This window comes from Sphingobium sp. WCS2017Hpa-17, from assembly GCF_031843765.1.
Classification (GTDB): Bacteria; Pseudomonadota; Alphaproteobacteria; order Sphingomonadales; family Sphingomonadaceae; genus Sphingobium.
In genome coordinates this window covers 35585-57734 of the sequence record NZ_JAVTIV010000009.1, presented here as the reverse complement: position 1 = coordinate 57734, position 22150 = coordinate 35585, and the positions used below count along the sequence as shown (strand labels likewise).

Annotated in this window: 25 protein-coding genes; 10 read left to right on the top strand and 15 right to left on the bottom strand. The window is 64.8% G+C overall.

What is annotated here, in order from left to right; all coding sequences use genetic code 11:
• Complete coding sequence (locus tag RQH62_RS14210) at nucleotides 1-522, bottom strand: hypothetical protein (protein ID WP_311269388.1); 522 nt, start codon at nucleotides 520-522, stop codon at nucleotides 1-3.
• Between the two features lie 85 nt (nucleotides 523-607).
• Nucleotides 608-1309: a TonB family protein gene (locus RQH62_RS14205; RefSeq protein WP_311269387.1), complete on the bottom strand. Its 702-nt coding sequence runs from the start codon at nucleotides 1307-1309 to the stop codon at nucleotides 608-610.
• A 205-nt stretch (nucleotides 1310-1514) separates the two neighbouring features.
• On the opposite strand from RQH62_RS14205, the gene RQH62_RS14200 reads away from it, so the two are divergent.
• Nucleotides 1515-2117, top strand: coding sequence for a hypothetical protein (locus RQH62_RS14200; RefSeq protein ID WP_311269386.1), 603 nt, complete (start codon nucleotides 1515-1517; stop codon nucleotides 2115-2117).
• A gap of 208 nt (nucleotides 2118-2325) precedes the next feature.
• On the opposite strand, the gene RQH62_RS14195 is transcribed toward RQH62_RS14200, so the two are convergent.
• The 3 genes from RQH62_RS14195 to RQH62_RS14185 all read right to left on the bottom strand — a co-directional run bounded on the left by RQH62_RS14195 (nucleotide 2326) and on the right by RQH62_RS14185 (nucleotide 8102).
• Nucleotides 2326-3591 carry a DUF445 domain-containing protein gene (locus tag RQH62_RS14195; protein WP_311269385.1) on the bottom strand — a complete coding sequence of 422 codons (1266 nt, stop codon included), beginning with the start codon at nucleotides 3589-3591 and terminating at the stop codon, nucleotides 2326-2328.
• An 83-nt stretch (nucleotides 3592-3674) separates the two neighbouring features.
• On the bottom strand, nucleotides 3675-6848 hold the full coding sequence (locus RQH62_RS14190; RefSeq protein WP_311269384.1) for an efflux RND transporter permease subunit: 3174 nt from the start codon (nucleotides 6846-6848) through the stop codon (nucleotides 3675-3677).
• Nucleotides 6849-6929: 81 nt separating this feature from the next.
• Nucleotides 6930-8102, bottom strand: a complete 1173-nt coding sequence (locus RQH62_RS14185; RefSeq protein ID WP_311269383.1) for an efflux RND transporter periplasmic adaptor subunit — start codon at nucleotides 8100-8102, stop codon at nucleotides 6930-6932.
• A 247-nt stretch (nucleotides 8103-8349) separates the two neighbouring features.
• On the opposite strand from RQH62_RS14185, the gene RQH62_RS14180 reads away from it, so the two are divergent.
• Entirely contained in the window at nucleotides 8350-8598 is a 249-nt protein-coding gene (locus tag RQH62_RS14180; RefSeq protein WP_311269382.1) for a GlsB/YeaQ/YmgE family stress response membrane protein, read from the top strand.
• Between the two features lie 62 nt (nucleotides 8599-8660).
• Here the strand turns inward: RQH62_RS14180 and RQH62_RS14175 are convergent, their stop codons facing one another.
• The 3 genes from RQH62_RS14175 to RQH62_RS14165 all read right to left on the bottom strand — a co-directional run bounded on the left by RQH62_RS14175 (nucleotide 8661) and on the right by RQH62_RS14165 (nucleotide 9824).
• Nucleotides 8661-8915 (bottom strand): GlsB/YeaQ/YmgE family stress response membrane protein, encoded by a 255-nt coding sequence (locus RQH62_RS14175; protein ID WP_093082464.1) that lies wholly within the window; start codon nucleotides 8913-8915, stop codon nucleotides 8661-8663.
• 204 nt (nucleotides 8916-9119) lie between these two features.
• Nucleotides 9120-9419: a DUF1153 domain-containing protein gene (locus RQH62_RS14170; RefSeq protein ID WP_120251221.1), complete on the bottom strand. Its 300-nt coding sequence runs from the start codon at nucleotides 9417-9419 to the stop codon at nucleotides 9120-9122.
• 105 nt (nucleotides 9420-9524) lie between these two features.
• Nucleotides 9525-9824: a hypothetical protein gene (locus tag RQH62_RS14165; RefSeq protein ID WP_311269381.1), complete on the bottom strand. Its 300-nt coding sequence runs from the start codon at nucleotides 9822-9824 to the stop codon at nucleotides 9525-9527.
• 164 nt (nucleotides 9825-9988) lie between these two features.
• Here RQH62_RS14165 and mnmA point away from each other — a divergent pair, with 164 nt between their 5' ends.
• Nucleotides 9989-11095, top strand: a complete 1107-nt coding sequence (gene mnmA / locus RQH62_RS14160; protein WP_311269380.1) for a tRNA 2-thiouridine(34) synthase MnmA — start codon at nucleotides 9989-9991, stop codon at nucleotides 11093-11095.
• 99 nt (nucleotides 11096-11194) lie between these two features.
• Here the strand turns inward: mnmA and RQH62_RS14155 are convergent, their stop codons facing one another.
• On the bottom strand, nucleotides 11195-11440 hold the full coding sequence (locus RQH62_RS14155) for a hypothetical protein (protein ID WP_311269379.1): 246 nt from the start codon (nucleotides 11438-11440) through the stop codon (nucleotides 11195-11197).
• A 131-nt stretch (nucleotides 11441-11571) separates the two neighbouring features.
• Between RQH62_RS14155 and hisG the strand changes: the two genes are divergently transcribed.
• The 4 genes from hisG to thiL all read left to right on the top strand — a co-directional run bounded on the left by hisG (nucleotide 11572) and on the right by thiL (nucleotide 15030).
• Nucleotides 11572-12234, top strand: coding sequence for an ATP phosphoribosyltransferase (gene hisG / locus RQH62_RS14150; protein ID WP_311269378.1), 663 nt, complete (start codon nucleotides 11572-11574; stop codon nucleotides 12232-12234).
• On the top strand, nucleotides 12224-13513 hold the full coding sequence (gene hisD / locus RQH62_RS14145; protein ID WP_311269377.1) for a histidinol dehydrogenase: 1290 nt from the start codon (nucleotides 12224-12226) through the stop codon (nucleotides 13511-13513). The genes hisG and hisD overlap by 11 nt, the downstream gene beginning before the upstream one ends.
• A gap of 121 nt (nucleotides 13514-13634) precedes the next feature.
• Entirely contained in the window at nucleotides 13635-14081 is a 447-nt protein-coding gene (gene nusB / locus RQH62_RS14140) for a transcription antitermination factor NusB (protein WP_311269376.1), read from the top strand.
• Nucleotides 14082-14115: 34 nt separating this feature from the next.
• Complete coding sequence (gene thiL / locus RQH62_RS14135) at nucleotides 14116-15030, top strand: thiamine-phosphate kinase (protein WP_311269375.1); 915 nt, start codon at nucleotides 14116-14118, stop codon at nucleotides 15028-15030.
• Between the two features lie 3 nt (nucleotides 15031-15033).
• Here the strand turns inward: thiL and RQH62_RS14130 are convergent, their stop codons facing one another.
• Nucleotides 15034-15660: a DUF1345 domain-containing protein gene (locus RQH62_RS14130; RefSeq protein WP_311269374.1), complete on the bottom strand. Its 627-nt coding sequence runs from the start codon at nucleotides 15658-15660 to the stop codon at nucleotides 15034-15036.
• A 136-nt stretch (nucleotides 15661-15796) separates the two neighbouring features.
• On the opposite strand from RQH62_RS14130, the gene RQH62_RS14125 reads away from it, so the two are divergent.
• The 3 genes from RQH62_RS14125 (at nucleotide 15797) to RQH62_RS14115 (ending at nucleotide 19184) form a co-directional block, all read left to right on the top strand.
• Nucleotides 15797-17158: a methyl-accepting chemotaxis protein gene (locus tag RQH62_RS14125; protein WP_311269373.1), complete on the top strand. Its 1362-nt coding sequence runs from the start codon at nucleotides 15797-15799 to the stop codon at nucleotides 17156-17158.
• A 281-nt stretch (nucleotides 17159-17439) separates the two neighbouring features.
• Nucleotides 17440-18657, top strand: coding sequence for an MBL fold metallo-hydrolase (locus RQH62_RS14120; protein ID WP_311269372.1), 1218 nt, complete (start codon nucleotides 17440-17442; stop codon nucleotides 18655-18657).
• Between the two features lie 86 nt (nucleotides 18658-18743).
• Nucleotides 18744-19184: a GFA family protein gene (locus RQH62_RS14115; protein ID WP_311269371.1), complete on the top strand. Its 441-nt coding sequence runs from the start codon at nucleotides 18744-18746 to the stop codon at nucleotides 19182-19184.
• Here the strand turns inward: RQH62_RS14115 and RQH62_RS14110 are convergent.
• From RQH62_RS14110 to RQH62_RS14090, 5 genes are all read right to left on the bottom strand, one after another.
• Entirely contained in the window at nucleotides 19181-19684 is a 504-nt protein-coding gene (locus tag RQH62_RS14110; RefSeq protein ID WP_311269370.1) for a hypothetical protein, read from the bottom strand. The two genes, RQH62_RS14115 and RQH62_RS14110, sit on opposite strands and share 4 nt — an antisense overlap.
• Before the next feature lie 115 nt (nucleotides 19685-19799).
• Nucleotides 19800-20318: a DUF3617 domain-containing protein gene (locus RQH62_RS14105; RefSeq protein ID WP_311269369.1), complete on the bottom strand. Its 519-nt coding sequence runs from the start codon at nucleotides 20316-20318 to the stop codon at nucleotides 19800-19802.
• 70 nt (nucleotides 20319-20388) lie between these two features.
• The gene (locus RQH62_RS14100; protein ID WP_311269368.1) at nucleotides 20389-20691 is read right to left on the bottom strand and encodes an HNH endonuclease; all 303 of its coding nucleotides are present in this window, start codon (nucleotides 20689-20691) and stop codon (nucleotides 20389-20391) included.
• Nucleotides 20660-21568 (bottom strand): hypothetical protein, encoded by a 909-nt coding sequence (locus tag RQH62_RS14095; RefSeq protein WP_311269367.1) that lies wholly within the window; start codon nucleotides 21566-21568, stop codon nucleotides 20660-20662. Before RQH62_RS14095 ends, RQH62_RS14100 begins: the two co-directional genes overlap by 32 nt.
• Nucleotides 21568-22128 (bottom strand): DUF3617 domain-containing protein, encoded by a 561-nt coding sequence (locus tag RQH62_RS14090; protein ID WP_311269475.1) that lies wholly within the window; start codon nucleotides 22126-22128, stop codon nucleotides 21568-21570. The genes RQH62_RS14095 and RQH62_RS14090 overlap by 1 nt, the downstream gene beginning before the upstream one ends.
• Between the last annotated feature and the right edge of the window lie 22 nt (nucleotides 22129-22150).

Sequence of the window (22150 nt, the reverse complement as noted above, 5' to 3'; positions counted from 1 at the left end):
TCAGGGCTGGACGGCAGGCGCCGGTTTCGCGCTGGCCTGCGGCCCGGCCTTGTTCGTGGCTTCCGCCTTGGCCAGTCGGTCGTCCAGCATCGCGTCGATCGCCTTCACCGCTTCCTTGCGCTTGGCGGTGTTGCGGGCTTCCTCTTCGCGCCATTCGATCCCGAAGGCGTCGGCATAGCCCTGCATCTTGGTCTGCTGCTTGACCAGTGCCGCCTCGCGCTTCGCAAAGTCGATCTTCTGTTGCAGGATGATCGCCGCGTCGGACCGGTTCGCGTCCCAGCTCTGGACGTAGATGATCTTGTTGCGCGTCGGCATCGTGTTGGTATTCGCGTCGATCACGAAGGTCCACACGATGACATAGGTCAGCGCAACGGAAACGCCCAGCAGCGGCCATTTATGCTGCCGCTGTTGCTTGAAATAGCCCCAGAAGTCGCCAAGCGCACTTTTGGGGGAAACGGGACGGGGGAATATCGCCATAGGCCCCTTATAGGACAGGGCGGGCGCCAATGCAAAATGGTCCATGCTGGCCTCCATCTTTGTCCCCTCCCGCGGGCGGGAGGGGACGGGGGCGCGACGCCAAAGGCGTAAGAAGACTGCCGGAAGCCGGTCAGTTGGTCAGGGTGAAGCGGACCGTCAGCGTCTTGGTCGATGCGATCGCCACGCCATCGCGGGTGGCGGGACGGAACCGCCATTTGCGTAACGCATGACGCTCCGTCGCCAGCCAGAAACTCTCATCGCTGGCGCTGACCTTCTCGATGGCGGTGACGCGGCCTTCCGGACTGATGGTGACGCGTACCGTGACCGCGCCTTCCACCCCCTGGCGAATCATCGTACCGGGATAGTCGGGCTGGAACGCTCCCTTGGCACGCGGATCGATCGACGCTTCGGTCAGGACCGGGTTGGGCAGGGGCGGCGGCGGCGCGATATAGGGCGGCATGACTGGCCCCATGTCGGAGCCGCTGCTGCTCTTGGTGGCTGTGACCGGTGGATCGCCTATGGGCAATTCGATCAACGGATCGGTCACGGTGGGCTGCGGCCGTGGTTGCGGCTGGGTTTCGATCTTCGGATCGGCTGTCTTTTGATCAATCGGTTCAGGCAGGGGCGGCAGCGGAATATTGGTGCCGATGAAGGGCTTGGAAGTGACGATCTCGATCACCTCCTTTGGGATCAGCAGGAAGGCACCGATGATCAGCGCATGCACCGCCACGGTGCCGCCCAGTCCCAGCGGAGACTTGCGCCCCGCACCATAGCGCGATTGTCCGCCTGCCTCCGTGACTTGCCCTGTCGTTCCCATTGTCATGAGTCGCATCGTCTGGCTCCTCTATGTGTCGCATCCTCTCGTCGGTTCCCGATTCTGCCGATCAGGCTGTTACCATCGATGAAATGATACAACATCATTTGATGATATGTTGCAACATCATTTTTCAACGCCTGCAACATAGCGGCTGCATCGGGACATATGGCGGCAAAGCACAGGTGCGAGGGAAGGGGCGATCCCGCTTCCAGGAGCCTCCATGCGTTTTCGCCAATGTCTTTCTGCTGTCCAACTCGCTGTCGCACTTCTCGCCTCGACGCCGCTGCTGGCCCAAATGCCATCCGCCCCGCCAGCGGCGCCTGAAGGCGGTCCCTGGGCGGCCGATGCCGATGGCGATGGGCGCATCACCCGCGACGAGATGGTCGCCTATATGGACCGTCGCTTCAGCCTGATGGATCAGGACAGCGACGGACTGGTGCCGGTGCAGGCAATGCAGCGCATGCTCGGCCATGAACCGCAGGCGCGGGGCCAGACGGATCAGGCGCAGCGCGGTCCCGGCAAGGGGCGCGGCGGTCCGGGTGGCGGGTCTGGCGGACCGGGCGGTGCCAGTGGCCCGCCGCCAGGCGGTCGTCCGCCAGAGGGCAAGCGCGCCGACGCAGCGCCGCCACCGCCGCCGGGCCGTACCATGCCCTATCCGGAGGATGGCAATGATGATGGCCAGATCGACCGCGCCGAATTTCTCGCGCCTGCGCTGGCCCTGTTCGCCGATCAGGATCGCAATGGCGACGGCGTGCTGACCGCAGACGAACTGCCGCCGCCGCCGCGCCATGGGGAACGGCCGCCGGACGAACCGGAGGAATAAGTTTTCGAGACAGGAACCGGCTGCCTTCTCTCCTCTGCGCGGCTGGTTCCGTCGGGGCGCGTCGTTTGGCCCGACGCGCCCCGGCACTTTTTTGGGAAAGGCGCTGATGCGCATTTCCATTACCGCACCAGCCCGTTCCCCCACCCGGCCACCCAACGGTAGTATTCTATGGGTGGCCGGGTGGGGGAACGGGCTGGTGCGGTTCGACCTAAAAGAATGTGTCGATCGCGTGGATCGCCAGGCCGACCAGCCCGCCGACCAGCGTGCCGTTGATGCGGATATATTGCAGGTCGCGCCCGACCGCATTTTCCAGCCGTGACGTTACCGTGCCCGCATCCCATCCGCGCACCGTATCGCTGACCAGCCGGACGATCGCATCGCCATAGCTGGCCGTCGCGCCCACCGCTGTGCGCCGGACGAAGCGGTTGATCACCAGCCGCAGCCGCGCTTCTTCCTGCAACGTCCCGCCCAGCGCGCGCAGCGCTTCGCCCAAGCGCCCGGCCATCGCCTTGCTGGGATCGCGCACTGCGCGCAGCAGCCCGCCACGCGCCTGTTCCCACATCCCCTCGATCCAGCGCTGCATCGCCGGATTGTCGACGATCTCGTCGCGAATCTTTGCGACCTTCGCCTGCATCTCCAGATCGAACTGAAGGTCGAAGGCCAGCTTGGCCATGCCCTCTTCGGCCTTCAGGCGCAGGCTGTGACCCGGATCGGCGGCCATGTCGGCCAGCATCTTGCGCAGGCCGGAAAGGATCGCATTGGCCAGATTTTCGTCCAGACCGGTCCAGCGCAACACCTTGCCGGCGCGTTCCTGCACCATCTGGCGGATCAGATGCTCGTTCGCCTCCAGCGTGCGGTCCGCCCATGTGATGATGCCGTCCATCACCGGCGCATGGCGACCGTCCCGCATCGCCGCTTCGATCGCCTGACCCACCAGCGGGCCGATGTTGATGCCGCGCAGCCGCTGGCCGATCGCGCCCTTCACCATGCCGCCCAGCCGCTCCTGATCCAGCGCCTCCAGCACGTCGGCGATCAGCCGCGACGCGCCCTCGCGCAGCCGCCCGTCGCCCTCGGACGGGCTGGCCAGAAAGCGGCCGGCCGCCGCCGCGACGTCGATATGGCGCATCCGCCGCGCGACCACGGCAGGAATCAGGAAATTGTCGCGCAGGAACAGCGCCAGCGTGTCCCCAATCCGGTCCTTGTTGCGCGGGATGATCGCGGTATGGGGGATGGGCAGGCCGAGGGGATGGCGGAACAGCGCCGTCACCGCGAACCAGTCTGCCAGCCCGCCGACCATCGCCGCCTCAGCAAAGGCCTGGACGAAGCCGATGGCGGGGTGGAGATGCGCGGTGGTCCGCGCGGCGATGAACAGCGCGGCCATTGCCACCAGCATGCCCGTCGCCACCAGCCGCATTCGCCGGGCGGGATGCGGCGTCAACAGGTCTTTGGGCCGGGGCAGGCGGAGCAGCGTCATGACCCCTTAACGGTTACGCTGCCGTTTCGTTCAGGCAAGGCTTTCTTTTGGCCATTCCGGCTTCCTGGCCTGAACGATGATCGTCATTCGGCCGGATGATGCACCGCACCACGCACAGGCTTGCCGTCGTCGCCCGCCTTGTAGGTCAGCAGGCCCCGACCCAGCCGTGGGCCGATCCAGCTTTCCAGCCCGATCGCCAGGCTGAACACCGCCGGCACGATCACCAGCGTCAGCACCGTCGACAGCATCAGGCCGCCGATCACGGTGATGCCCATCGGTGCGCGCCAGGCGCCATCGCCCGACAGGGCCAGTGCGGTCGGCACCATGCCTGCCACCATCGCCACCGTGGTCATCACGATCGGCTGGGCACGCTTGTGACCGGCGTCGACGATCGCTTCCTTCTTGGGCACGCCCTTCTCCATCTCCTCCAGTGCGAAGTCGATGACGAGGATCGAGTTTTTGGCGACGATACCCAGCAGCATCAACAGGCCGATGAACACCGGCATGGAAATGGGCTGCCCCGCAATGTGCAGCGCCAGCGCGCCGCCCAGCGGCGCCAGCAGCAGCGACCCCAGATTGACGAAGGGCGGCATCAGGCGCTTGTAGAGCAGGGTCAGCACGGCCAACACCAGCAGGATACCGGAGAAGACGGCGATGATGAAATTCTGGATCATCTCCGCCTGCCACTTGGCATCGCCGGCGTTGATTTTCTGCACGCCCTGAATCTTGCCGGCATTAATATCCTTCATCAGCGGCAGGGCGTTGATCTTGGTCATGGCCTGGCTGGTGACGATGCCCGGCGCCAGATCGGCGCCCACGACGACGCGGCGAATCTGGTTGTAGCGACGGATCTGCGTCGGCCCTGCGCCGAAGCTGATATCGGCGACGACCTTCAGCGGCACAGAGCCGCCCGACACGGTCGGCACCGGCATATTCTCGATCGTGGCGATGTCCTTGCGGCTATCCTCGGCCAGTGCGACCCGGATCGGGATCTGGCGATCGGACAGGGAGAATTTGGCGACATTCTGGTCGATATCACCGATCGTCGCGATGCGGATCGACTGGCTGAGCGCGATGGTTGTCACGCCCAGGCTGGCAGCCAGGTCCGGCCGCGGCTTGATGATGATTTCGGGCCGCTGCATGTCGCCCTGCACGCGGGGTGCGCGCAATTCGGGGATGCCGGCCATTTCATGCACCAGTTGGTTGGCGGTCTTTTCCAGCAGGGCCGGATCGTCGGATCCAAACATCATGATGATATCGCGACCGAAACCGCCACCCGACTGCGACTGGAAATTGACGCGCGCGTCGGCGACGGTCTGGAACTGGGGCGCAACCTTGCGCTCCCAATCGACCGAACTGATCGGCCGGTCCTTCTTCAGCGTCAGGAATATGTCGGCGCTGGTTGGCTCGATATCGGCAAAGGCAGCGTCGACCATATCCTTGTCGGCGCTCAGCATGTTGGCGACCTTGCGGGTGATGGCAGTGGTCTGGGCCAGCGTGCTGCCCGGCACCGTCTCGATCTTCACCTGGCTGAAATCGGTGTTGGTGGTCGGCTGGAACGTCATCGGCAGAGTCGCAAAGGCGATGATGGTGGCGCCGAAGGCGGCAAAGCCCATGCCTAGCGTCCAGACGCGATGATCGGTGAAGAAGCCGGCCATCCGGTTACCAAAGCCGCCACGCGCGCGGCGTTGCTTCGCCTTCTCGTCGTTCAACGACCAGCGCAGCACGCTCATATAGCGGTCCATCAGCCAGCCTTCGCCATGGCTTTCCTCGCCATGGGCTTTCAGGAAGTAGGCGGCGATCATCGGCGTGATGAGGCGCGCGACGGCCAGGCTCATGAGCACCGATACGACCACGGTCATGCCGAACTGGATGAAGAACTGGCCTGACATGCCGGGCATCAGCGCGACCGGCAGGAAGACGGCGACGATCGCCATGGTAGTGGCCAGCACGGCCAGGCCGATCTCGTCTGCCGCATCGATCGACGCCTGATAGGCGCTCTTGCCCATGCGCATGTGGCGCACGATGTTCTCGATCTCCACGATCGCGTCGTCGACCAGCACGCCCGCCACCAGACTCAGCGCGAGCAGCGAGATGCTGTTGAGCGTGAAGCCCAGCATGTCCATGAACCAGAAGGCGGGAATTGCCGACAGCGGTATCGCCAGCGCGGAAATCATCGTTGCGCGCCAGTCGCGCAGGAACAGGAAAACGATGACGACAGCCAGCACCGCGCCCTCGATCATCGCCGCCATCGCGCTATGATATTGTTCCTTGGTGTAATCGACGCTCGAATAGAGCTGCTTATACTCGACCTTGGGATTTTCCTTCCGCAACTGGTCCAGCACCTTCATCGCATTGTCATAGACGGTGACGTCGGACGATCCCTTGGCTTTTTCCAGACTGAAGCTGGTGACCTGACGGCCGTTCATCAAAGCCAGGCTGCGCTGTTCGGCATACATGTCGCGCACCGTGGCCAGATCGGACAGCTTGACTGTACGACCGCCGGAAATGGCGATCTGGGTATCGCCCAAAGCACGGGCGCTGGTGGCGTTGCCCAGCACGCGGATCGACTGTTCGGCGCCCGCGATTTCCGTACGCCCGCCCGCAGCATTCAGATTGACCTGCTGCAACTGCGCGTTGACCTGCGCGGCGGTAACGCCATAGGCCTGCAACTTGGCGGGATCGACGATGACGCGAATTTCGCGACTGACACCGCCGCCGCGCCGGACCGCCGCCATGCCGCTGACCGACAGCAGCCGCTTGGCGATGGTGTTGTCGACATACCAGGACAGTTCCTCCAGCGTCATGTCGGTCGCTTCAGCGCTGAAATAGGCGATCGGGCCGCCGTCGATGTCTACACGCTGGACCTGCGGCTCCAATATGCCGTCGGGCAGGTCGCTGCGAATCTGATCGACGGCGTTCTTCACGTCCGCCACCGCGCGATCGACCGGCGTGCCGATCTGGAACTGGACGTTGGTCAGCGACTGGCCTTCGGACGCGAAGGAGGTGATGTCGTCCACGCCGCTGATCCCGCGCACGGCGGCCTCGACCCGCTGGGTAACCTGGGTTTCCAGTTCGGTGGGCGCCGCGCCCGGCTGCGACACGGTGACGCTGACCATCGGGAAGCTGATGTCGGGATTATTGTTGACGTCCATCCGCATGAAGCTGACGATGCCGGCCATCATCAGGGCGGCGAACAGCACCAGCGGCGTCACCGGGTTGCGGATCGCCCATGCGGACATATTGCGAAAATTCATGACGCGCTTCCTTCACCGGGCGCGGTCAGGCGCCCGTTCCTCCCGATGTCTCCGATGCGGACGTCCGCCCGCGCCGATCTGTCAGCGGCCCTTGGCCAGTTCCGGCTTCACCTTCTGCCCCGGCGTCAGGAAGGCGCCGGCGGAGGTGACGATCTGTTCGCTGCCGGTAATGCCGCTGGTCACGGCCACGCCATTGTCGGACACCTGGCCGACGGTCACGTCGCGCCGTTCCACCTGGCCCTTGGCATTGACGATATAGACGAAGCTGCCCTTGGGATCGCTCTGCACCGCCGATTCCGGCAACAGCGGGGCGCTGCCAGACCCGCTGGTCAGCAGCGCCGATGCAAAGCCGCCGGGGCGGATTGCCGGATTATATGGGATGGCGATACGGGCGATGCCCTGCCGGGTCTGTGGATCGACCACCGGCGACACCTGCCACACCCGGCCGGCAAAGGACTGGCTGCTGCCGATCGGCGTGACCGTGGCACTGTTGCCCGTGCGCAAGGTCGCCAGATCGCCTTCGGCCACCTGCGCCTGCATCTCCATCTCGCCATCCTTGGCCATGCGGAACAGCGTCCCGCCGCCGGCCTGGACGATCTGGCCGGGCTCGACCGTGCGGGTCAGCACAAGGCCCGCGGCGGGCGCGCGAATGTCGAGCCGCCCGGTGCGGGCCTGCTGCTCGGCCAACTGGGCGGCCGCCACGCGCACCTGCGCTTCGGCCTGATCGCGGGTCGCGGTGCGCTGGTCGATGTCGGCGGCGCTGATGAAGCCACGGCCGACCAGCGCCTTGGCGCGATCGAGCTGCGCCTGCGCGAGCTTGGCGTTGGCGCGCTGCACCTCCACCTGCGCGGCGAGCGAGCGGACCTGTTCGGCCTGAACGGAGCGTTCGACGGTGGCCAGCACCTGTCCCGCGCGCACCCAGTCGCCCGGCTGCACCAGCACGCGTGTCACCATGCCGCCTTCGCCGACCACGCCGACCGGCATGTCGATCCTTGCGGCGAGCGATCCGGTCGCACTGACGGTGCGGGCGACGGTGGACCGGCCGGGGCTGACGACGGTCACGACCGGCACGGAAGCGGTGGGTGCAGCGGCATCGCCGGCTTTTTCTCCGCGCATGGATATAAATGCCGCTGCGGCCACCAGCACAACGATCACGCCGCCGCCGATCAGCAGCAGGCGCTTGCGCCGCCGGCGTGCATCCTCATCGTCGATAATCGTCATGGAATCGCCCACCAACTGGGTTTCGTAATTCATCCCGCTTCTCGTCTCTCCGGCGCTTCCGCCCTGTTGGCAACTGTGTTATATGAATATATCACCACCCTCAAGCCCCAATATCATGGTTCGAAGCAGGACGGCAAAACGATAATGTGCGGCCGACGGGTTCGGAATGGCGGCATATCGTGCCGTTCCTGTCCCTGTGGCCACATTGACTTGCCAAAAATGCGGGACTGTGGCGCAATGGGCACCGGGTCGATGCTATTATATAAAAAGGGAACGCAGCATGGACTTGCTGGGATGGATCGTGGTCGGCCTGCTTGCAGGCGCGATCGCGCGACTGATCATGCCCGGCCGCGATCCGGGTGGATGCGTGGTTACGATCTTGCTGGGGATAGCCGGGGCTTTGCTCGCCGGTTTCGTCGGGCGCCTCGGGGGCTTTTACGCACCGGGCCAGAAGGCCGGGTTCGTCGCCGCGATATTGGGAGCGGTGGCCGTACTGGCCATCTACCGCTGGTTCGCGGGGCGGCGTTGAAACAAAAAAAGAGGCTGCGCGGTGGCGCAGCCTCTTTTGCTTTTGGGTAATGTCGTGCGGGTTTAACGCACCGATCCGCGACGGACCAGATTGACGATCGCCAGCAGGATGATCGCGCCGACCAGCGACACCAGGAAGCTGTACAGCGTCAGACCTTCGTTGATCGAGCCACCACTGAAGATCAGGCCGCCGATGAAGGCGCCGACGATACCTACGACAATGTTAAGCAGGATGCCCTGCTGCGCGTCGGTGCGCATGACCATGCTGGCGAGCCAGCCGATGATGCCGCCGACGATAAGCCACAAGATGATGCCCATGATACTCTCCTTGACCACGCCCCCAGCGTGTTGGGTGCTGCATTCAACGGAGCAAAGGGCGTCCCGTTCCATGGACGAAAAATGATTCCGGGACGGAAACTATCTTGGCTTTGCGCTGTTTGTACGCGTCGCCATGCAAAAGGGGCCGCCGGATTTGCTCCGACGGCCCCTTTCATGTCCGCGTTCGGATCGTCCGGATGACGATCAATATTTCTGCTGCCGCTCATAGAGCGACTTATAATATTGGATGCGGGTGACGCGCAGGCCGTGCATGCCCGACCGGTCGACGGCGCGCTGCCAGCCGGCAAATTCCTCCAGCGTCAGATTATAGCGCGCGCAGGCTTCGTCCACGGTCAGCAGACCGCCATTCACCGCCGCGACCACTTCCGCCTTGCGCCGCACCACCCAGCGGGTCGTGTCCGCAGGCGGCAGGCTGTCCAGCGTCAGGGGCTCTCCAAGCGGCCCGACGACCTGGGCGGGCTTGATTTTCTGGTTCTCGATCATTCTTACCCTCAAAGTGCGGCACTGGCGTTACCGATTTCGGCCTTGTTCCCCTATTATGTGCGTCAGCCCTGAAGAACGGCTAAAGCGCCACGGTAAACATCGCCTTCATCTTTCCTGCCCCCTGGCTAAACGGCTCGCGATCAACGGGTTAAAGCTTCCCGCGAGACGCACGGCTTCGATCTTGCCGCCGGAACGTGGCGCGAAAATTCCCGCCAGTTCCTGGATCCAGTCATCGCTTCCGCCCTGCCCCCGCAGGACGCCCGCCACCGCCTGCGCGGTGGGACTGGCCGCCTGTGCAGCCGCCGTGGCAGCCCGCAAAAACGGCCAGGCCGGCACGCGCGGCCGGCTGAGGGGTCTGGGAACACCGGGCTTCAGCCCGCCGCCCCGAAGGAAACTCAGATCCATGCCCTCTCTTTTACGGACCAATGGATAAGGGTCCGTAAACTTGGATTGGCTTTCGTGACTCGTCCGGTCGCCCTTTCGCGTCGATCCGGCCCGATTGGGGCCAAATGGGCGTCACACTTTGTTAACTTTTGCGAAGCGACGCCCCTTGCACTATATGCCCGCCTATGCAGCCCCAGTTTCAGCTTCCCCAGCCGCTCGACCAGCGGCGCATCGTCGTCGCCATGTCGGGCGGCGTGGACAGCAGCGTCGTCGCCGCGCTCGCCGCGAAGACCGGCGCCGAAGTCATCGGCGTCACGCTCCAGCTCTATGATCATGGCGCCGCCGTCGGCCGCACCGGCAGCTGCTGCGCGGGGCAGGATATCCGTGACGCGCGCGCCGTCGCCGACCGCATCGGCATCGCGCATTATGTCTTTGATTATGAAACCGCCTTCCGCGATTCGGTGATCGCCGACTTTGCCGATGAATATATGGCTGGCCGCACCCCCATCCCCTGCGTGAAGTGCAATATGGGGGTGAAGTTCACCGACCTGTTCCAGATCGCGCGGGATCTGGGCGCCGACTGCCTGGCTACCGGCCATTATGTGCAGCGGGTCGAGGGCGCGGCGGGCGCGGAACTGCATCGCGCCGCCGATCCGGCCCGCGACCAGAGCTATTTCCTGTTCGCCACGACTCAGGCGCAGCTCGACTATCTGCGCTTCCCGCTGGGGGGGCTGCCCAAGCCGCAGGTGCGCGAAATCGCCGCCGAACTCGGCTTGTCAGTGGCTTTGAAGCCTGACAGCCAGGACATTTGCTTCGTGCCCGACGGTGATTATGCGAAGATCGTGCGGAAACTACGCCCCGACGCGGATGAGGGCGGCGATATCGTCCATATCGACGGGCGCACGCTTGGCCGGCACAAGGGGATGATCCATTTCACTGTGGGTCAGCGCAAGGGGCTGGAGATCGGTGGCCAGCCCGACCCGCTCTATGTCGTGCGACTGGACGCCGAAAGCCGCCGCGTGATCGTCGGGCCGAAGGCGGCGCTGGCGGTGTCGGGCGCGCGTCTCTCCGATATCAACTGGCTGGGCGGCGACTTCACCGGGCCGCTGACCGCCAAGGTGCGGTCGATGGCCAAGCCGGTTCCGGCGCGGCTGGATGGCGATCGCCTGCTCTTCGACGCGCCGGAATATGGCGTTGCTCCGGGGCAGGCGGCGGTCCTCTACGCCGGCGACCGCGTGCTGGGCGGCGGCTGGATCGCACAGACGCAAGCGGCGATGGCAGAGGCGGCGTAACAGCACCCACCTCGTCATGCCGGGCTTGACCCGGCATCCCGCTTTTCTTGGGGCGTAACAGAGAAGCGGGATCCCGGCTTCCGCCGGGATGACGGGCTTTTATCCTGAGATACCATTCGGAAAAAACAATATTCCGACGCACAAAAAGATGCCGCCACTCATCCAAAAGGCCAGAAGCAGCGCGAGCATCCAAAAACGGAATGGCTGATCTTTTCTGCGGCCAGAAAAGGCAAATCCCCAATAGGGCGCTTCCATTGTGCCGCTTCGGAAGCCGTCCAGCAGTTGCCACCCGGTAATCGTTGAAAGGGCCAATCCGACGATAGGTCCAACAATGGCCTCATCCACCTTCGTTCTCCGTGCTTCGGTCAAATGGCGAATATCTTAGGTTCTGCTGCCTCGCAAATATTGACCAAGCAATCATAGGCATCCCCCCAAACCTTGCCCTTTTACGCCCCCGCGCGTAAGGCGCGCGCGTCATGACTCGTTCGCTCACCTTCGCCATCCCCAAGGGCCGCATCCTCGATGAAGCGCTGCCCCTGCTCGCCAAAGCCGGTATCGAGCCGGAGGCGGAGTTTCATGACAAGAAGAGCCGGGCGCTGCGCTTCGCCACCAACCGGCCCGACGTGTCGATCATCCGCGTGCGCGCCTTCGACGTTGCTACCTTCGTCGCCCATGGCGCGGCGCAGATCGGCATCGTCGGCTCCGACGTGGTCGAGGAGTTCAACTATTCCGAACTCTACGCGCCGGTCGACCTCGATATCGGTCATTGTCGCCTGTCGGTCGCCGAGCCGGTCGACGCCGTCGACGAGGATCAGGCCGCGATGAGCCATGTCCGCGTCGCCACCAAATATCCGCATCTCACCCGCCGCTATTATGAAAAGCGCGGGCTTCAGGCCGAGTGCGTGAAGCTGAATGGCGCGATGGAACTCGCCCCCTCGCTCGGCCTTTCGCGCCGGATCGTCGATCTCGTCTCGTCGGGCGCGACGCTGAAAGCCAATGGCCTCGTCGAAACCGACATCATCATGCAGATCAGCGCGCGCCTGATCGTCAACCGCGCCGCGTACAAGATGCGCTCGGCCGAACTGTCGCCGCTGGTAGAGGCGTTCCGCGCAGCCGTGGGGGTGAAGGATGCCGCTTAAGCTCTCCACCACCGATGCCGATTTCGCATCCGCCTTCACCGCGCTGGTCGATGCCCGCCGCGAAGCGGACGAGGATGTGTCGCGCGATGTGACCGCGATCCTGAAAGCCGTGCGCGCCGGGGGCGACGCCGCGCTGGCCGATTACACCCAGCGTTTCGACTGCCACGACCTGAACGTCAGCGGCTGGGCGGTCACCCCGGCGGAAACGCGCGCAGCGCTCGACACCCTTTCGACGGACCTGCGCGACGCGCTCGAACTCGCCGCCGCGCGCATCACCGCCTATCATGAAAAGCAGAAGCCGCAGGACAGCGACGGCGTGGACAGCGCCGGCGTGCGCCTCGGCGCCCGCTGGAACGCAGTCGATGCGGCGGGCCTCTATGTGCCGGGCGGCCGCGCCGCCTATCCCAGTTCGCTGCTGATGAACGTCATCCCGGCAAAGGTCGCGGGCGTAGAACGTATCGCCATGGTCACGCCGACCCCCAATGGCGAGATCAACCCACTCGTCCTCGCCGCCGCGCAGATTGCAGGGATCGAGGAAATCTGGCGGGTCGGGGGCGCACAGGCCGTTGCCGCGCTCGCCTATGGCACCGACCGGATCAAGCCTGTGGATGTCATCACCGGTCCCGGCAATGCCTGGGTCGCCGAAGCCAAGCGCCAGCTTTACGGCGTCGTCGGCATCGACATGGTCGCCGGCCCGTCTGAAATCGTCGTCGTCGCCGATGGCAAGAATGATCCCGAATGGACCGCTGCCGACCTGCTCAGCCAGTCGGAACATGATCCGACCAGCCAGTCGATCCTCTTCACCGATGACGCAGCCTTTGCCGATGCGGTCGCCGCCGCCGTCGAGCGTCAGATCCCGACGCTCTCCACCAGCGCGGTTGCGCGTGTGAGCTGGGAGGCCAACGGCGCGATCATCCTTGTGCGCGACCTCGATGAAGCCATGCCGCTGGTCGACCGGCTCGCCGCCGAGCATCTGGAGCTGGCCGTGGACGACCCCGACCGCTATTTCGCGCAAGTCCGCCACGCCGGCTCGGTCTTCCTGGGTCGCATGACGCCCGAAGCCGTGGGCGATTATGTCGCGGGGCCGAATCACGTCCTGCCGACCGGCCGCCGCGCGCGCTTCTCGTCGGGCCTGTCGGTGCTCGACTTCATGAAGCGCACCAGCTTCCTCAGCCTCACGCCCGATGCCATCGGCGCGATCGGCCCCGCCGCCGTTGCGCTGGCGCGGGCGGAAGGGCTGCCCGCGCACGCTGCCTCGGTGGCTTTGAGATTAAGATAAGCTCCGTTCGCCCTGAGCGAAGTCGAAGGGCACGCCTGAGCATAAGCGAAGGCATTAGACCTCACTGCGTTCGGTCATGGGCTTCGACAAGCTCAGCCCGAACGGTTATGGACAGATTGATATGAACGACCGCTCCAAATCCCGCTCCGCCGCGCGCCTCGCCGCGGTACAGGCGCTCTATCAGCTCGAAATGGAAGGCACGCCCCTCCATTTGCTGCTGCACGAATTCCATCAGCACCGCCTTGGCGCCACGATCGAGGATGTCACCTACGCGCAGGCGGAAGAGCCGTTCTTCGACGATATCGTGCAAGGCGTGGATCGCCGCCGCGACGAGATTGACGGCCTGATTACCGCCCGCCTGTCGAGCGGCTGGAGCCTAGAGCGCCTCGACAAGCCGATGCGTCAGATATTGCGCGCCGGCACCTATGAACTGCTCGCCCGCGCCGATGTCGGCACTGGTACGGTCATCAGCGAATATGTCGATGTCGCCCACGCCTTCTACGACAAGCGCGAATCCGGCTTCGTCAACGGCCTGCTCGATGGCGTGTCGAAGGACGTGCGGAAGTAAAGCGCGCGTCCGCGCGCCCGTATAGAGTGGGATCATGTCCGCCGAATCCCGCTTCCTCACCCTGCTGCGTCTGCTGGCGCATGATCCTGCCGCGCAAGGGCTGGTGGATGATGTCGCGGTGTTGCCGATCGGCGGCAGCCGCCTCATCCTCACCAGCGACACGATGGTGGAGGGGGTCCATTATCTCCCCACCGATCCGCCGCAGGATGTCGGCTGGAAACTGGCGGCGGTGAACCTGTCCGACCTCGCGGCCAAGGGTGCGCGGCCGGTCGGCTGCCTGCTCAACTATGCGCTGTCGGGCGACGAAAGCTGGGACGAGGCCTTCATCGCAGGCCTTGGCGAAGCGCTGGACCGCCACGCCATGCCCCTGCTGGGCGGCGATACGGTGAAGATGCCGGCCGGCTCCGCCCGCAGCTACAGCCTGACCGCCATGGGCGAAGCGATCGGACCGGTCCCCACCCGCACCGGCGCGCAGCCGGGTGACCGCCTCTATGTCACCGGCCCGGTCGGCGATGCGGGCATTGGCCTCACGCTCGCCACCGACGATCCCGCCGCTTCGGGGCCATTGGTCGAAGCCTATCGCCGTCCGCGTCCGCGTCTGGCGGAAGGCGCGCTGCTCGCTCCCGTCGCCAGCGCGATGATGGACCTGTCCGATGGCCTGCTGATCGACGCATCGCGCATGGCGCAGGCCAGCGGCGTCGCCATCACCATCGACCATATCCCGCTGTCGCTCGCGCTGGAAAAGGTGCGCGGCGCGAGCGTCGCCGTACAACTGGCCGCTGCGCGGGCGGGCGACGATTATGAACTGCTCTTCGCTTTGCCCCATGGCGCAACGCCGCCGGTGCGCGCCATTCCTGTCGGCCATGTCGCCGCAGGATCGGGCCTGATCCTCAAGATCGACGGCGCCGTCATCCCGCTGCCCGACAGCCTTGGCTGGGAGCATGGCTAACCCTTAGCTGCCGCCCAGCACATTGATGGTGAAGGCCAGGATACCAAGGTTGAACAGGAAGGCGGCAAGGCACTGGAACAGCACCGTCCGTCGCATCGCACTCACCGTCACCGACACGTCGGACGTCTGGAAGGTCATGCCCAGTGTGAAGGCGAAATAGAGAAAATCCCAATAGCCCGGCTCATCCGTATCCGGGAAATCCAGCCCGCCCCGATCCTGCCCCTTATCACCGGGCAGGTAGAAGATATGGGCATAATGCATCGCATAAACGAGGTTCGAGAAGAGCCAGGCAATCAGCAATGTCGCCAGCAGCAGCGCGATGCTGATTGCATTCGGCCCGCCATGCTGGCTCACCGCCACGCCAACCGCGACCAATATCACTAGACTGACGATCCCGGTCAGCAGCAGCATCAATTCCCGATTCGCGTCGTTCGCCTGCGCATTGCGCCGCATCGTCGCGGACGTAGCGTCGATGAGCGGCACGACCGACATCATGAAGGCGAGGGCGGCAATGTCGAATCCCGCCATCACCGCTTCATGCCAGGGCAGGATCAGCGCCAGCGGCACGATAACCGCCAGCAGCGCCAGAAACATGCCATAGCGCCAGGGAAAAAGGGGAGGGCCGCGCATGACCGGCATCAAAGGCCCAAAAGCCACGCTTTACAAGCGCCTTGCCGTCGCATCGCTAACGATTCCTTCACCATGAGCGGGTAGCGCTGGGCATGTGGGAAAAGAAGCGCAATCCGAGACCGTCGCCCGAGCGGTGATGAAGGTCGCCAAATTGTCTGGCGACCTGGGCATCCGCACGCTCGACCTTCAGGCAGACATTAGCGAACTGGCCGATCGGGTGACGCATCAGGCGCGCACGATCGAGGCGATCAATGGCGCTGCGTCGCAATTGTCGCGCGATGGCGACAGCGTGGCGATGGCGGGACAGGCCGCACGCGAGCAGGCGGTCGCCGCCCGTGCGATCATTGACGATTCGGGCCGGCAACTCTCCACCGCCAATCATAATTTCGTCGACCTGATCGAACAGGTCAGTCGCATCCATGCGCGGCTGGACGGCTTTGGCGAAGCATTGAAGACCGTCGCCCATGTCACCAGCGTCATCAGTGGCATTGCCAGCCAGACCAATCTTCTCGCGCTCAATGCCACGATCGAGGCAGCGCGCGCCGGGGACGCCGGGCGCGGCTTTGCCGTGGTCGCGTCCGAAGTGAAGAAGCTGGCGCAGGAAACCACGGCGGCGACCCATACGATCGAACAGTCGATTGCGGCGCTGACCGGCGAGGCGGGGGGCATGCTGGCCAGCATCACCCATGGCGCCCAGACCGCGCGCACCGCCCTCAACGACACCAAGAACATAGAGGCGCTGGTGGACCGGCTCGGCGCGCTGATGCAGGGCCTGTCCAGCAACAGCGAGACGATGGCCGGCCGGATCGCGTCGATGGTGGGGTCTGCCGGCGAGATCAGGGGCGGGCTGGCGGCACTGGCCAGCACCTCGACTGACAATGCTGACGGGCTGCAACGCCTGTCCGGTCGCGTCTCCACCGCCAGCGACGATACCAACGACCTGTTGCAATATCTGGCCGAAAGCGGCGTCGATATTCCCGATTCGCCCTATATCGACTTCAGCCTGGAGAGCGCCCGGCAGGTCAGCCGCGCGATCGAGCGGGCGATCGATGCGGGCGAAGTGAGCGAAGCCGCGGTCTTCAGCGAATATTATGCCCCGATCACCGGTACAAACCCGCCGCTCTTCACCCATCCGGTGCAGGATGTGATGCTGCCGGCCGCGCGTGCCGCGCAGGAACAGGCGCGCAACTTCCCCGGCCTGTTCGGCATGACCTTCACCGATCGCAACGCCTATGGCGCGGTCGCCATGCCCGAACGCGCCCAGCAGCAGCGGCCGGGCGACGAGAAATGGAACATGGAATATGCGCGGCAGGGCGTCGTGTTCGACTTCCCCGACACGCGCGAGCAGGCGAAGATCACCCAGCCTTTCTGCATCAAGGCTTATCGCCGCCTGACCGCGCAGGGCGACGTCATCCTGCTCAAACAGGTGATCGCCTCCATCCATGTGAAGGGCCGCCATTGGGGCATTCTCCAGATGGCCTATCAGGATCAGGGCTGAGCATAAGCAAGGGGTGAATGGATCGGTTTCGGATTGGGGCAGGTCCGGTATCGGCCAGAAATGGACATGCTCCCCCTCCTGTTCACGGGAGGGGGCTAGGGGGTGGGCGGGACGTCGCCACAGCCCACCCCGCTGCGACTAACGCGCTGCGCGCGCAAGTCTCGCTGCCCCTCCCGCGAGCGGGAGGGGAATGGCAGCAATCCACCCTTAATGACTCTCCACCCCCTTGCTCCGCAGCCCCCTTGCTCTATGTCGCTGGGACATCCTCTTCGGGAGCAGTCATGGGTCGCCTTGTCAGCATAGCCAGAGGCGTGGCGATCACGCTGTTATTTGCCGTCATCGCTTTGTGCCTGGCGATTACTTTCGTACCGCCCTTCCTCGACCGGATCTATTATGAAGGGCCGGTCAGCCGCCATTATGACGGCGCCCATTTCTTCAATCCCGATGGCGCGATCGAAACGCCCGCACCGCCGGGTACCAGTCGGCAGGGCTTCATCGCCCGCTGGTTGATGGGCAATGATGATCGCCCGCCATGGCCGATCGCCATCGCGGTCAAGCCTGCGCGCCCGGCGCCCTTCGCCGCGCCGCGCGGCATGGTCGCGACATGGGTCGGCCATGCGACGGTGCTGGTGCAGGCGGCTGGCCTCAATATCCTGACCGATCCGATCTGGTCCGACTATGCCAGCCCCCTGCCGCCGTTGGGACCGAAACGGGTAGCGAAACCCGGCATCCGCTTCGACGACCTGCCGAAAATCGACCTGATCGTCCTCAGTCACAATCATTACGACCATATGGACTTGCCCACGCTAAAGCGGCTGTGGGAGCGGGACCGGCCGAGGATCGTCACCAGCCTGGGCAATGATGCCATCCTGAAGGCGCAGGGCATCCCGGCGACGGCGCTGGACTGGGGCCAGTCGGTGAGCGGCGCGGCGCTCAACGGGCTGGCCCCGCAAGCGGTGATCCAGTGCGGCAATTACGAACATTGCCCCGACTATCGCGTCCATGTGACCCGCAACCATCATTGGGGCAGCCGCTGGGGCACTGATCGCAACCGGGCACTCTGGTCGAGCTTCCTGATCGAGACGCGGGCGGGCAATATCTTCTTTGCCGGCGATACCGGCGCGGGCGACATGGGCTGGCCCTATGAGGCGAAGCGCTACGGTCCGATCCGGCTGGCGCTGATCCCGATCGGCGCCTTCCGTTTTTGGAAGGGGCAGATGGCGTCGGACGCGCATATCGGTCCGGCGCAGGCGGTGGAGGTGTTCGAACGGCTGGGCGCGTCAACCGCGATCCCGATCCATTGGGGCACGTTCCGCCTGTCCTACGAACAATGGGACACGCCGCCCAAGATGCTGGACCTCTATCTGCGTTGCGCCGGGATCGACCGAAAGCGCTTTGCTCCGCTGCGCATCGGCCAGAGCCTGCCGGTGCCGACGGTCAGCCCGGTGCCGATCGGCGCGAAACGCTGCGACGAGCGGGCGATCCGTGCGCTGGAATAATCCCGGACTTATCCACAGGCCATGCACAGGGTCATACAGCGACTGATCACAGGCTATACAGAGATGATGCACAGGAGAGTCCACAGGTGACGCAGCCGGATGAACAGCCGATCAGGCAGGCGGGGCAATGCCTGTGCGGCGCGGTCCGTTTCGACGCAACCATTGCCGATGCGACCATGGGCGCCTGCCATTGCGCCATGTGCCGACGCTGGTCGGGCGGCGTGTTCCTGTCTGTCGCCTGCACCGACATCCGCTTCGCCGATCCCGATGCGCTGGGCGTCTATGCCTCGTCAGACTGGGGCGAGCGGGGCTTCTGCAAAAGCTGCGGCAGTTCGCTGCTGTGGCGGTCGAAGGATGGCGCCCATCTGGCGGTGTCGATCCAGGTCTTTGCCGATCCGGGCGCCTTCCCCTTCGCTACGCAGATCTTCATCAAGGAAAAGCCCACCAGCTATCATTTCCGCGAATCGACGCGGGACATGACCGGCGCGCAGGTCTTCGCCGCCTTCGTGCCCGGCCAGAATAATTAGCAATCCCCAAGCCGCTCGATCGTACGGCGCAGCTTGATGACGGCGCTATGGGTATTGCCCGACGGTTCGGGAATGCGCGCGATGGTCTGGATATCGAGACGGACATAGGTTTCACCCATGCTACCCTCTGCCCGCACGGTCGGCGTCACCTCCGTCGCGCCCCATTTGCGCGGGGTGCAACGGGCGAGGCCGGAAACGGCATGGCCGTCATGCGTCCATTGTTCGACGCTGCAATCGGGAATCCGCGCGCTGATCAGGCGGGTGGCCTCCTCCCGATCGCGCAGGCGCGGTTCGCCGCACAGTTGCTCGTCCTTGACCGCCGCGTTCAACTGGTCGGTCAGGCCGCGCCGCAGTTCCGACAAGGGCACGGAGCGATCGTCCAGCGTCACGCCGATCACCTGCGTCTGGTCGCGCCAGAGGCCCAGTCTGGGCGGATTGGCGGGATCGTCTGCCGCTGGCGCGCAGCCCGCGAACGTCACGATCGACCCCGTTACCATCATCCATCCCCGCCGTCGCATTGCCTGTCCCCGATAACCTCGCCGGGACAGGTTAGGCGGCGACGCTTACCCAAGCCCTAATGGCCCAAGCCCTAATGGCCCAAGCCCTGATGACGGATCATCCTGGCTTGACGCAATCGCCGGTGCGGGTGCCGGTCAGGTCATGGGTGGTGCGCAGGACGGGCTTGCCGCCTTCCGTCTTCGTCATGGTGGTGCCCAGCGTCAGGGAATCAGCGGTGTAATTGCCCTCGACCACGATTTCCGACGTGCCGGCGCCCGCCTTGCAGCTCAATGTCGCGATCAGCCGCCCCTTGCGCGCCATCTTGTCCTTGTAGCTGCACGCCGTTCCTTCCTTGCTCGCGATCGCATCGGCGTCCGGCAGGCCATCCTTGTCGATGGCGATGCACAGCTTGTCCTCGCCGATCTGCTTCAAGGCTTCCTGATATTCGGCCGGCGTCACGGTGGGGGTGTTGTAACCGGTGGTCTTGCGGGTGAGTGTCCATTGCCCTGCCTGCATCAGGACGGGCGCCTCTTCCGCTTCGGGTGCCGGGGCGGGGTCGCTGCTGCAGCCGGCCAGGCCCAGGGTGCTGCTGCATATAAAGGCCAGCGGCAGCGCCGCATGCCAGGTCGTTCGCATATCCTCTCCCCTGTTCTCATCTAGGAACCGGACAAAGGCTCTACCGCTTGGGCACGGAGCGCAAGGGAAATTATCGCCGCCGCCGGGTGGGCGCATGGAAGTCGGCCGGCTTGTCCGCCACCCATGCCAAGAAGCGAGCGATGCCGGGCTGAGCGCGCAACGCCGGGGCGTCTGCATAGGCGCATGCCAACTCCGCATTGGACAGCGTCGCATGGATGGTGCGGTGGCAGATCGGGTGCAGCGGCACGACCGCCCGGCCGCCCCGGCTCCTGGGTAGCGGATGGTGCCACTCGACCCGCCGCCCCAGCGGCCGCTCGCACAGCCAGCAGCGATCCGGCGCGTCAGTCGGCAATATTGTCCACACCATGCTCATCGACGAGCGCCTTGACCAGATGGCCGCGCTGGGACCGGCCGAACCGGTTGAGCGGCAGGGCATAGAGTTCGGTCAGGAAACGCCGGTCCCAGTCGGTCAGGTCGATCGCCTTGTCCTGCGGCCCGAACAGGTTGAGGATGGAGGGCACTGCTGGCAGCGTCCGGCCACGCACCTCGCTCAGGCCGACGAAGGCGGCATAGTTGGTGGCGGCATTGAGCGATACGCCCTCCGCCCGGTTGACGTCGATGATGACGGTCGCGGCGGACAGCATGCGGATCGCCTGGGTCCGGATCAGGCTGGGCGCGAAGGAGCCCCCCGACGGCACGCCATCGGGCAGCATGGAAGCGCCGGCCTCGCTGTTGCCGCCGGTCACGGGTGATGGCGTCGAGCCGGTCATCGCGCCATCGCCCGATCCGATGCCGATCATGTACCACCAACGTATCGGTGCCTCGCTCTCCAGCAGCGCGCGTCGCTCCGGTCCCTCCACCTGCGCCATGCGGCCGGGCGCCTTGTTGTCGATGATCGACACGACCTCCTTGCCATCGCTGACGAACGCCACCAGGAAATTGGTGTCGCAATTTTCCTTGGCCAGCGGCGCGCCGATCGCCTCGATCGTCGCACGCAGGCGGTTGACGACGATCCGAGCATGGTCGGGCGACAGGCCCTTCACCTTGGGGCAGACGCCTTCCACCCAACGGGCGACGCTGCGACTGCCCTGCACCACGCCCAGCCTGCGGACGAAATCATTGGCCTTGGCGCGCACTTCCTCGCGGGTCAGGTGCTGGCCCTCGACCACAATCGTCTCGCCCTCCTGCGCCAAAGCGGGGACGGGCGCCAGCAGCAGCGCCAGGACTGGTCCGACCGTCAGGCGCAACATCACTGGCCCTCGGTACAGCTATCGCCGATCCACTTGCCCTCCGACCGGGCGGTCATCGCCATGGTCATATTCTGCGGCCCGCCCGCCATCTTCATATCCATGTCCATTGCATAGCTTTCCGGCGCATAGGTGCCGGACATGGTGGCGTTCATCGTGCCGCCCTGCGACTTGCAGGATATCTGCCCCTTCACCGAACCGCCCTTCGCCTCGAACCCGCCATAGGTGCAGTCCTTATTCTCCTGCCCCGCGAACATCTCGCCGCTGGGATTGGCGGCCTGCTCGGGCGTGATGCAATATTTGAGGCTGGTCTGGCTCATCATGCGCTTCATTTGGTCCTTCATATTGGCCGGGGCGCCGGGCATGTCGGACAGGTCGATATCCTTGACGGTGAAGCGGCCTTCCCACTGGCCGGGCTTCAATTGCACCTTGTCGACCTCTGCCTTCACCTCCGCCTTGCTCATCGCGTCGGTGGCAGCGATGTCTCCGGTCTTGTCGCCGGGCTTGTCCCCACAGGCGGCAAGGCCCGCCAGTACCATGAGCATCATGACCGTTCGGCGCATCGTCATCCTCCCTGTTCCTGTC

Coding starts and splice junctions, on each gene's coding strand:
- RQH62_RS14210 (WP_311269388.1), bottom strand. CDS start 522: ATGGACCATTTTGCATTGGCGCCCGCCCTGTCCTATAAGGGGCCTATG.
- RQH62_RS14205 (WP_311269387.1), bottom strand. CDS start 1,309: ATGCGACTCATGACAATGGGAACGACAGGGCAAGTCACGGAGGCAGGC.
- RQH62_RS14200 (WP_311269386.1), top strand. CDS start 1,515: ATGCGTTTTCGCCAATGTCTTTCTGCTGTCCAACTCGCTGTCGCACTT.
- RQH62_RS14195 (WP_311269385.1), bottom strand. CDS start 3,591: ATGACGCTGCTCCGCCTGCCCCGGCCCAAAGACCTGTTGACGCCGCAT.
- RQH62_RS14190 (WP_311269384.1), bottom strand. CDS start 6,848: ATGAATTTTCGCAATATGTCCGCATGGGCGATCCGCAACCCGGTGACG.
- RQH62_RS14185 (WP_311269383.1), bottom strand. CDS start 8,102: ATGAATTACGAAACCCAGTTGGTGGGCGATTCCATGACGATTATCGAC.
- RQH62_RS14180 (WP_311269382.1), top strand. CDS start 8,350: ATGGACTTGCTGGGATGGATCGTGGTCGGCCTGCTTGCAGGCGCGATC.
- RQH62_RS14175 (WP_093082464.1), bottom strand. CDS start 8,915: ATGGGCATCATCTTGTGGCTTATCGTCGGCGGCATCATCGGCTGGCTC.
- RQH62_RS14170 (WP_120251221.1), bottom strand. CDS start 9,419: ATGATCGAGAACCAGAAAATCAAGCCCGCCCAGGTCGTCGGGCCGCTT.
- RQH62_RS14165 (WP_311269381.1), bottom strand. CDS start 9,824: ATGGATCTGAGTTTCCTTCGGGGCGGCGGGCTGAAGCCCGGTGTTCCC.
- mnmA (WP_311269380.1), top strand. CDS start 9,989: ATGCAGCCCCAGTTTCAGCTTCCCCAGCCGCTCGACCAGCGGCGCATC.
- hisG (WP_311269378.1), top strand. CDS start 11,572: ATGACTCGTTCGCTCACCTTCGCCATCCCCAAGGGCCGCATCCTCGAT.
- hisD (WP_311269377.1), top strand. CDS start 12,224: ATGCCGCTTAAGCTCTCCACCACCGATGCCGATTTCGCATCCGCCTTC.
- nusB (WP_311269376.1), top strand. CDS start 13,635: ATGAACGACCGCTCCAAATCCCGCTCCGCCGCGCGCCTCGCCGCGGTA.
- thiL (WP_311269375.1), top strand. CDS start 14,116: ATGTCCGCCGAATCCCGCTTCCTCACCCTGCTGCGTCTGCTGGCGCAT.
- RQH62_RS14130 (WP_311269374.1), bottom strand. CDS start 15,660: ATGCGCGGCCCTCCCCTTTTTCCCTGGCGCTATGGCATGTTTCTGGCG.
- RQH62_RS14125 (WP_311269373.1), top strand. CDS start 15,797: ATGAAGGTCGCCAAATTGTCTGGCGACCTGGGCATCCGCACGCTCGAC.
- RQH62_RS14120 (WP_311269372.1), top strand. CDS start 17,440: ATGGGTCGCCTTGTCAGCATAGCCAGAGGCGTGGCGATCACGCTGTTA.
- RQH62_RS14110 (WP_311269370.1), bottom strand. CDS start 19,684: ATGATGGTAACGGGGTCGATCGTGACGTTCGCGGGCTGCGCGCCAGCG.
- RQH62_RS14105 (WP_311269369.1), bottom strand. CDS start 20,318: ATGCGAACGACCTGGCATGCGGCGCTGCCGCTGGCCTTTATATGCAGC.
- RQH62_RS14100 (WP_311269368.1), bottom strand. CDS start 20,691: ATGAGCATGGTGTGGACAATATTGCCGACTGACGCGCCGGATCGCTGC.
- RQH62_RS14095 (WP_311269367.1), bottom strand. CDS start 21,568: ATGTTGCGCCTGACGGTCGGACCAGTCCTGGCGCTGCTGCTGGCGCCC.
- RQH62_RS14090 (WP_311269475.1), bottom strand. CDS start 22,128: ATGCGCCGAACGGTCATGATGCTCATGGTACTGGCGGGCCTTGCCGCC.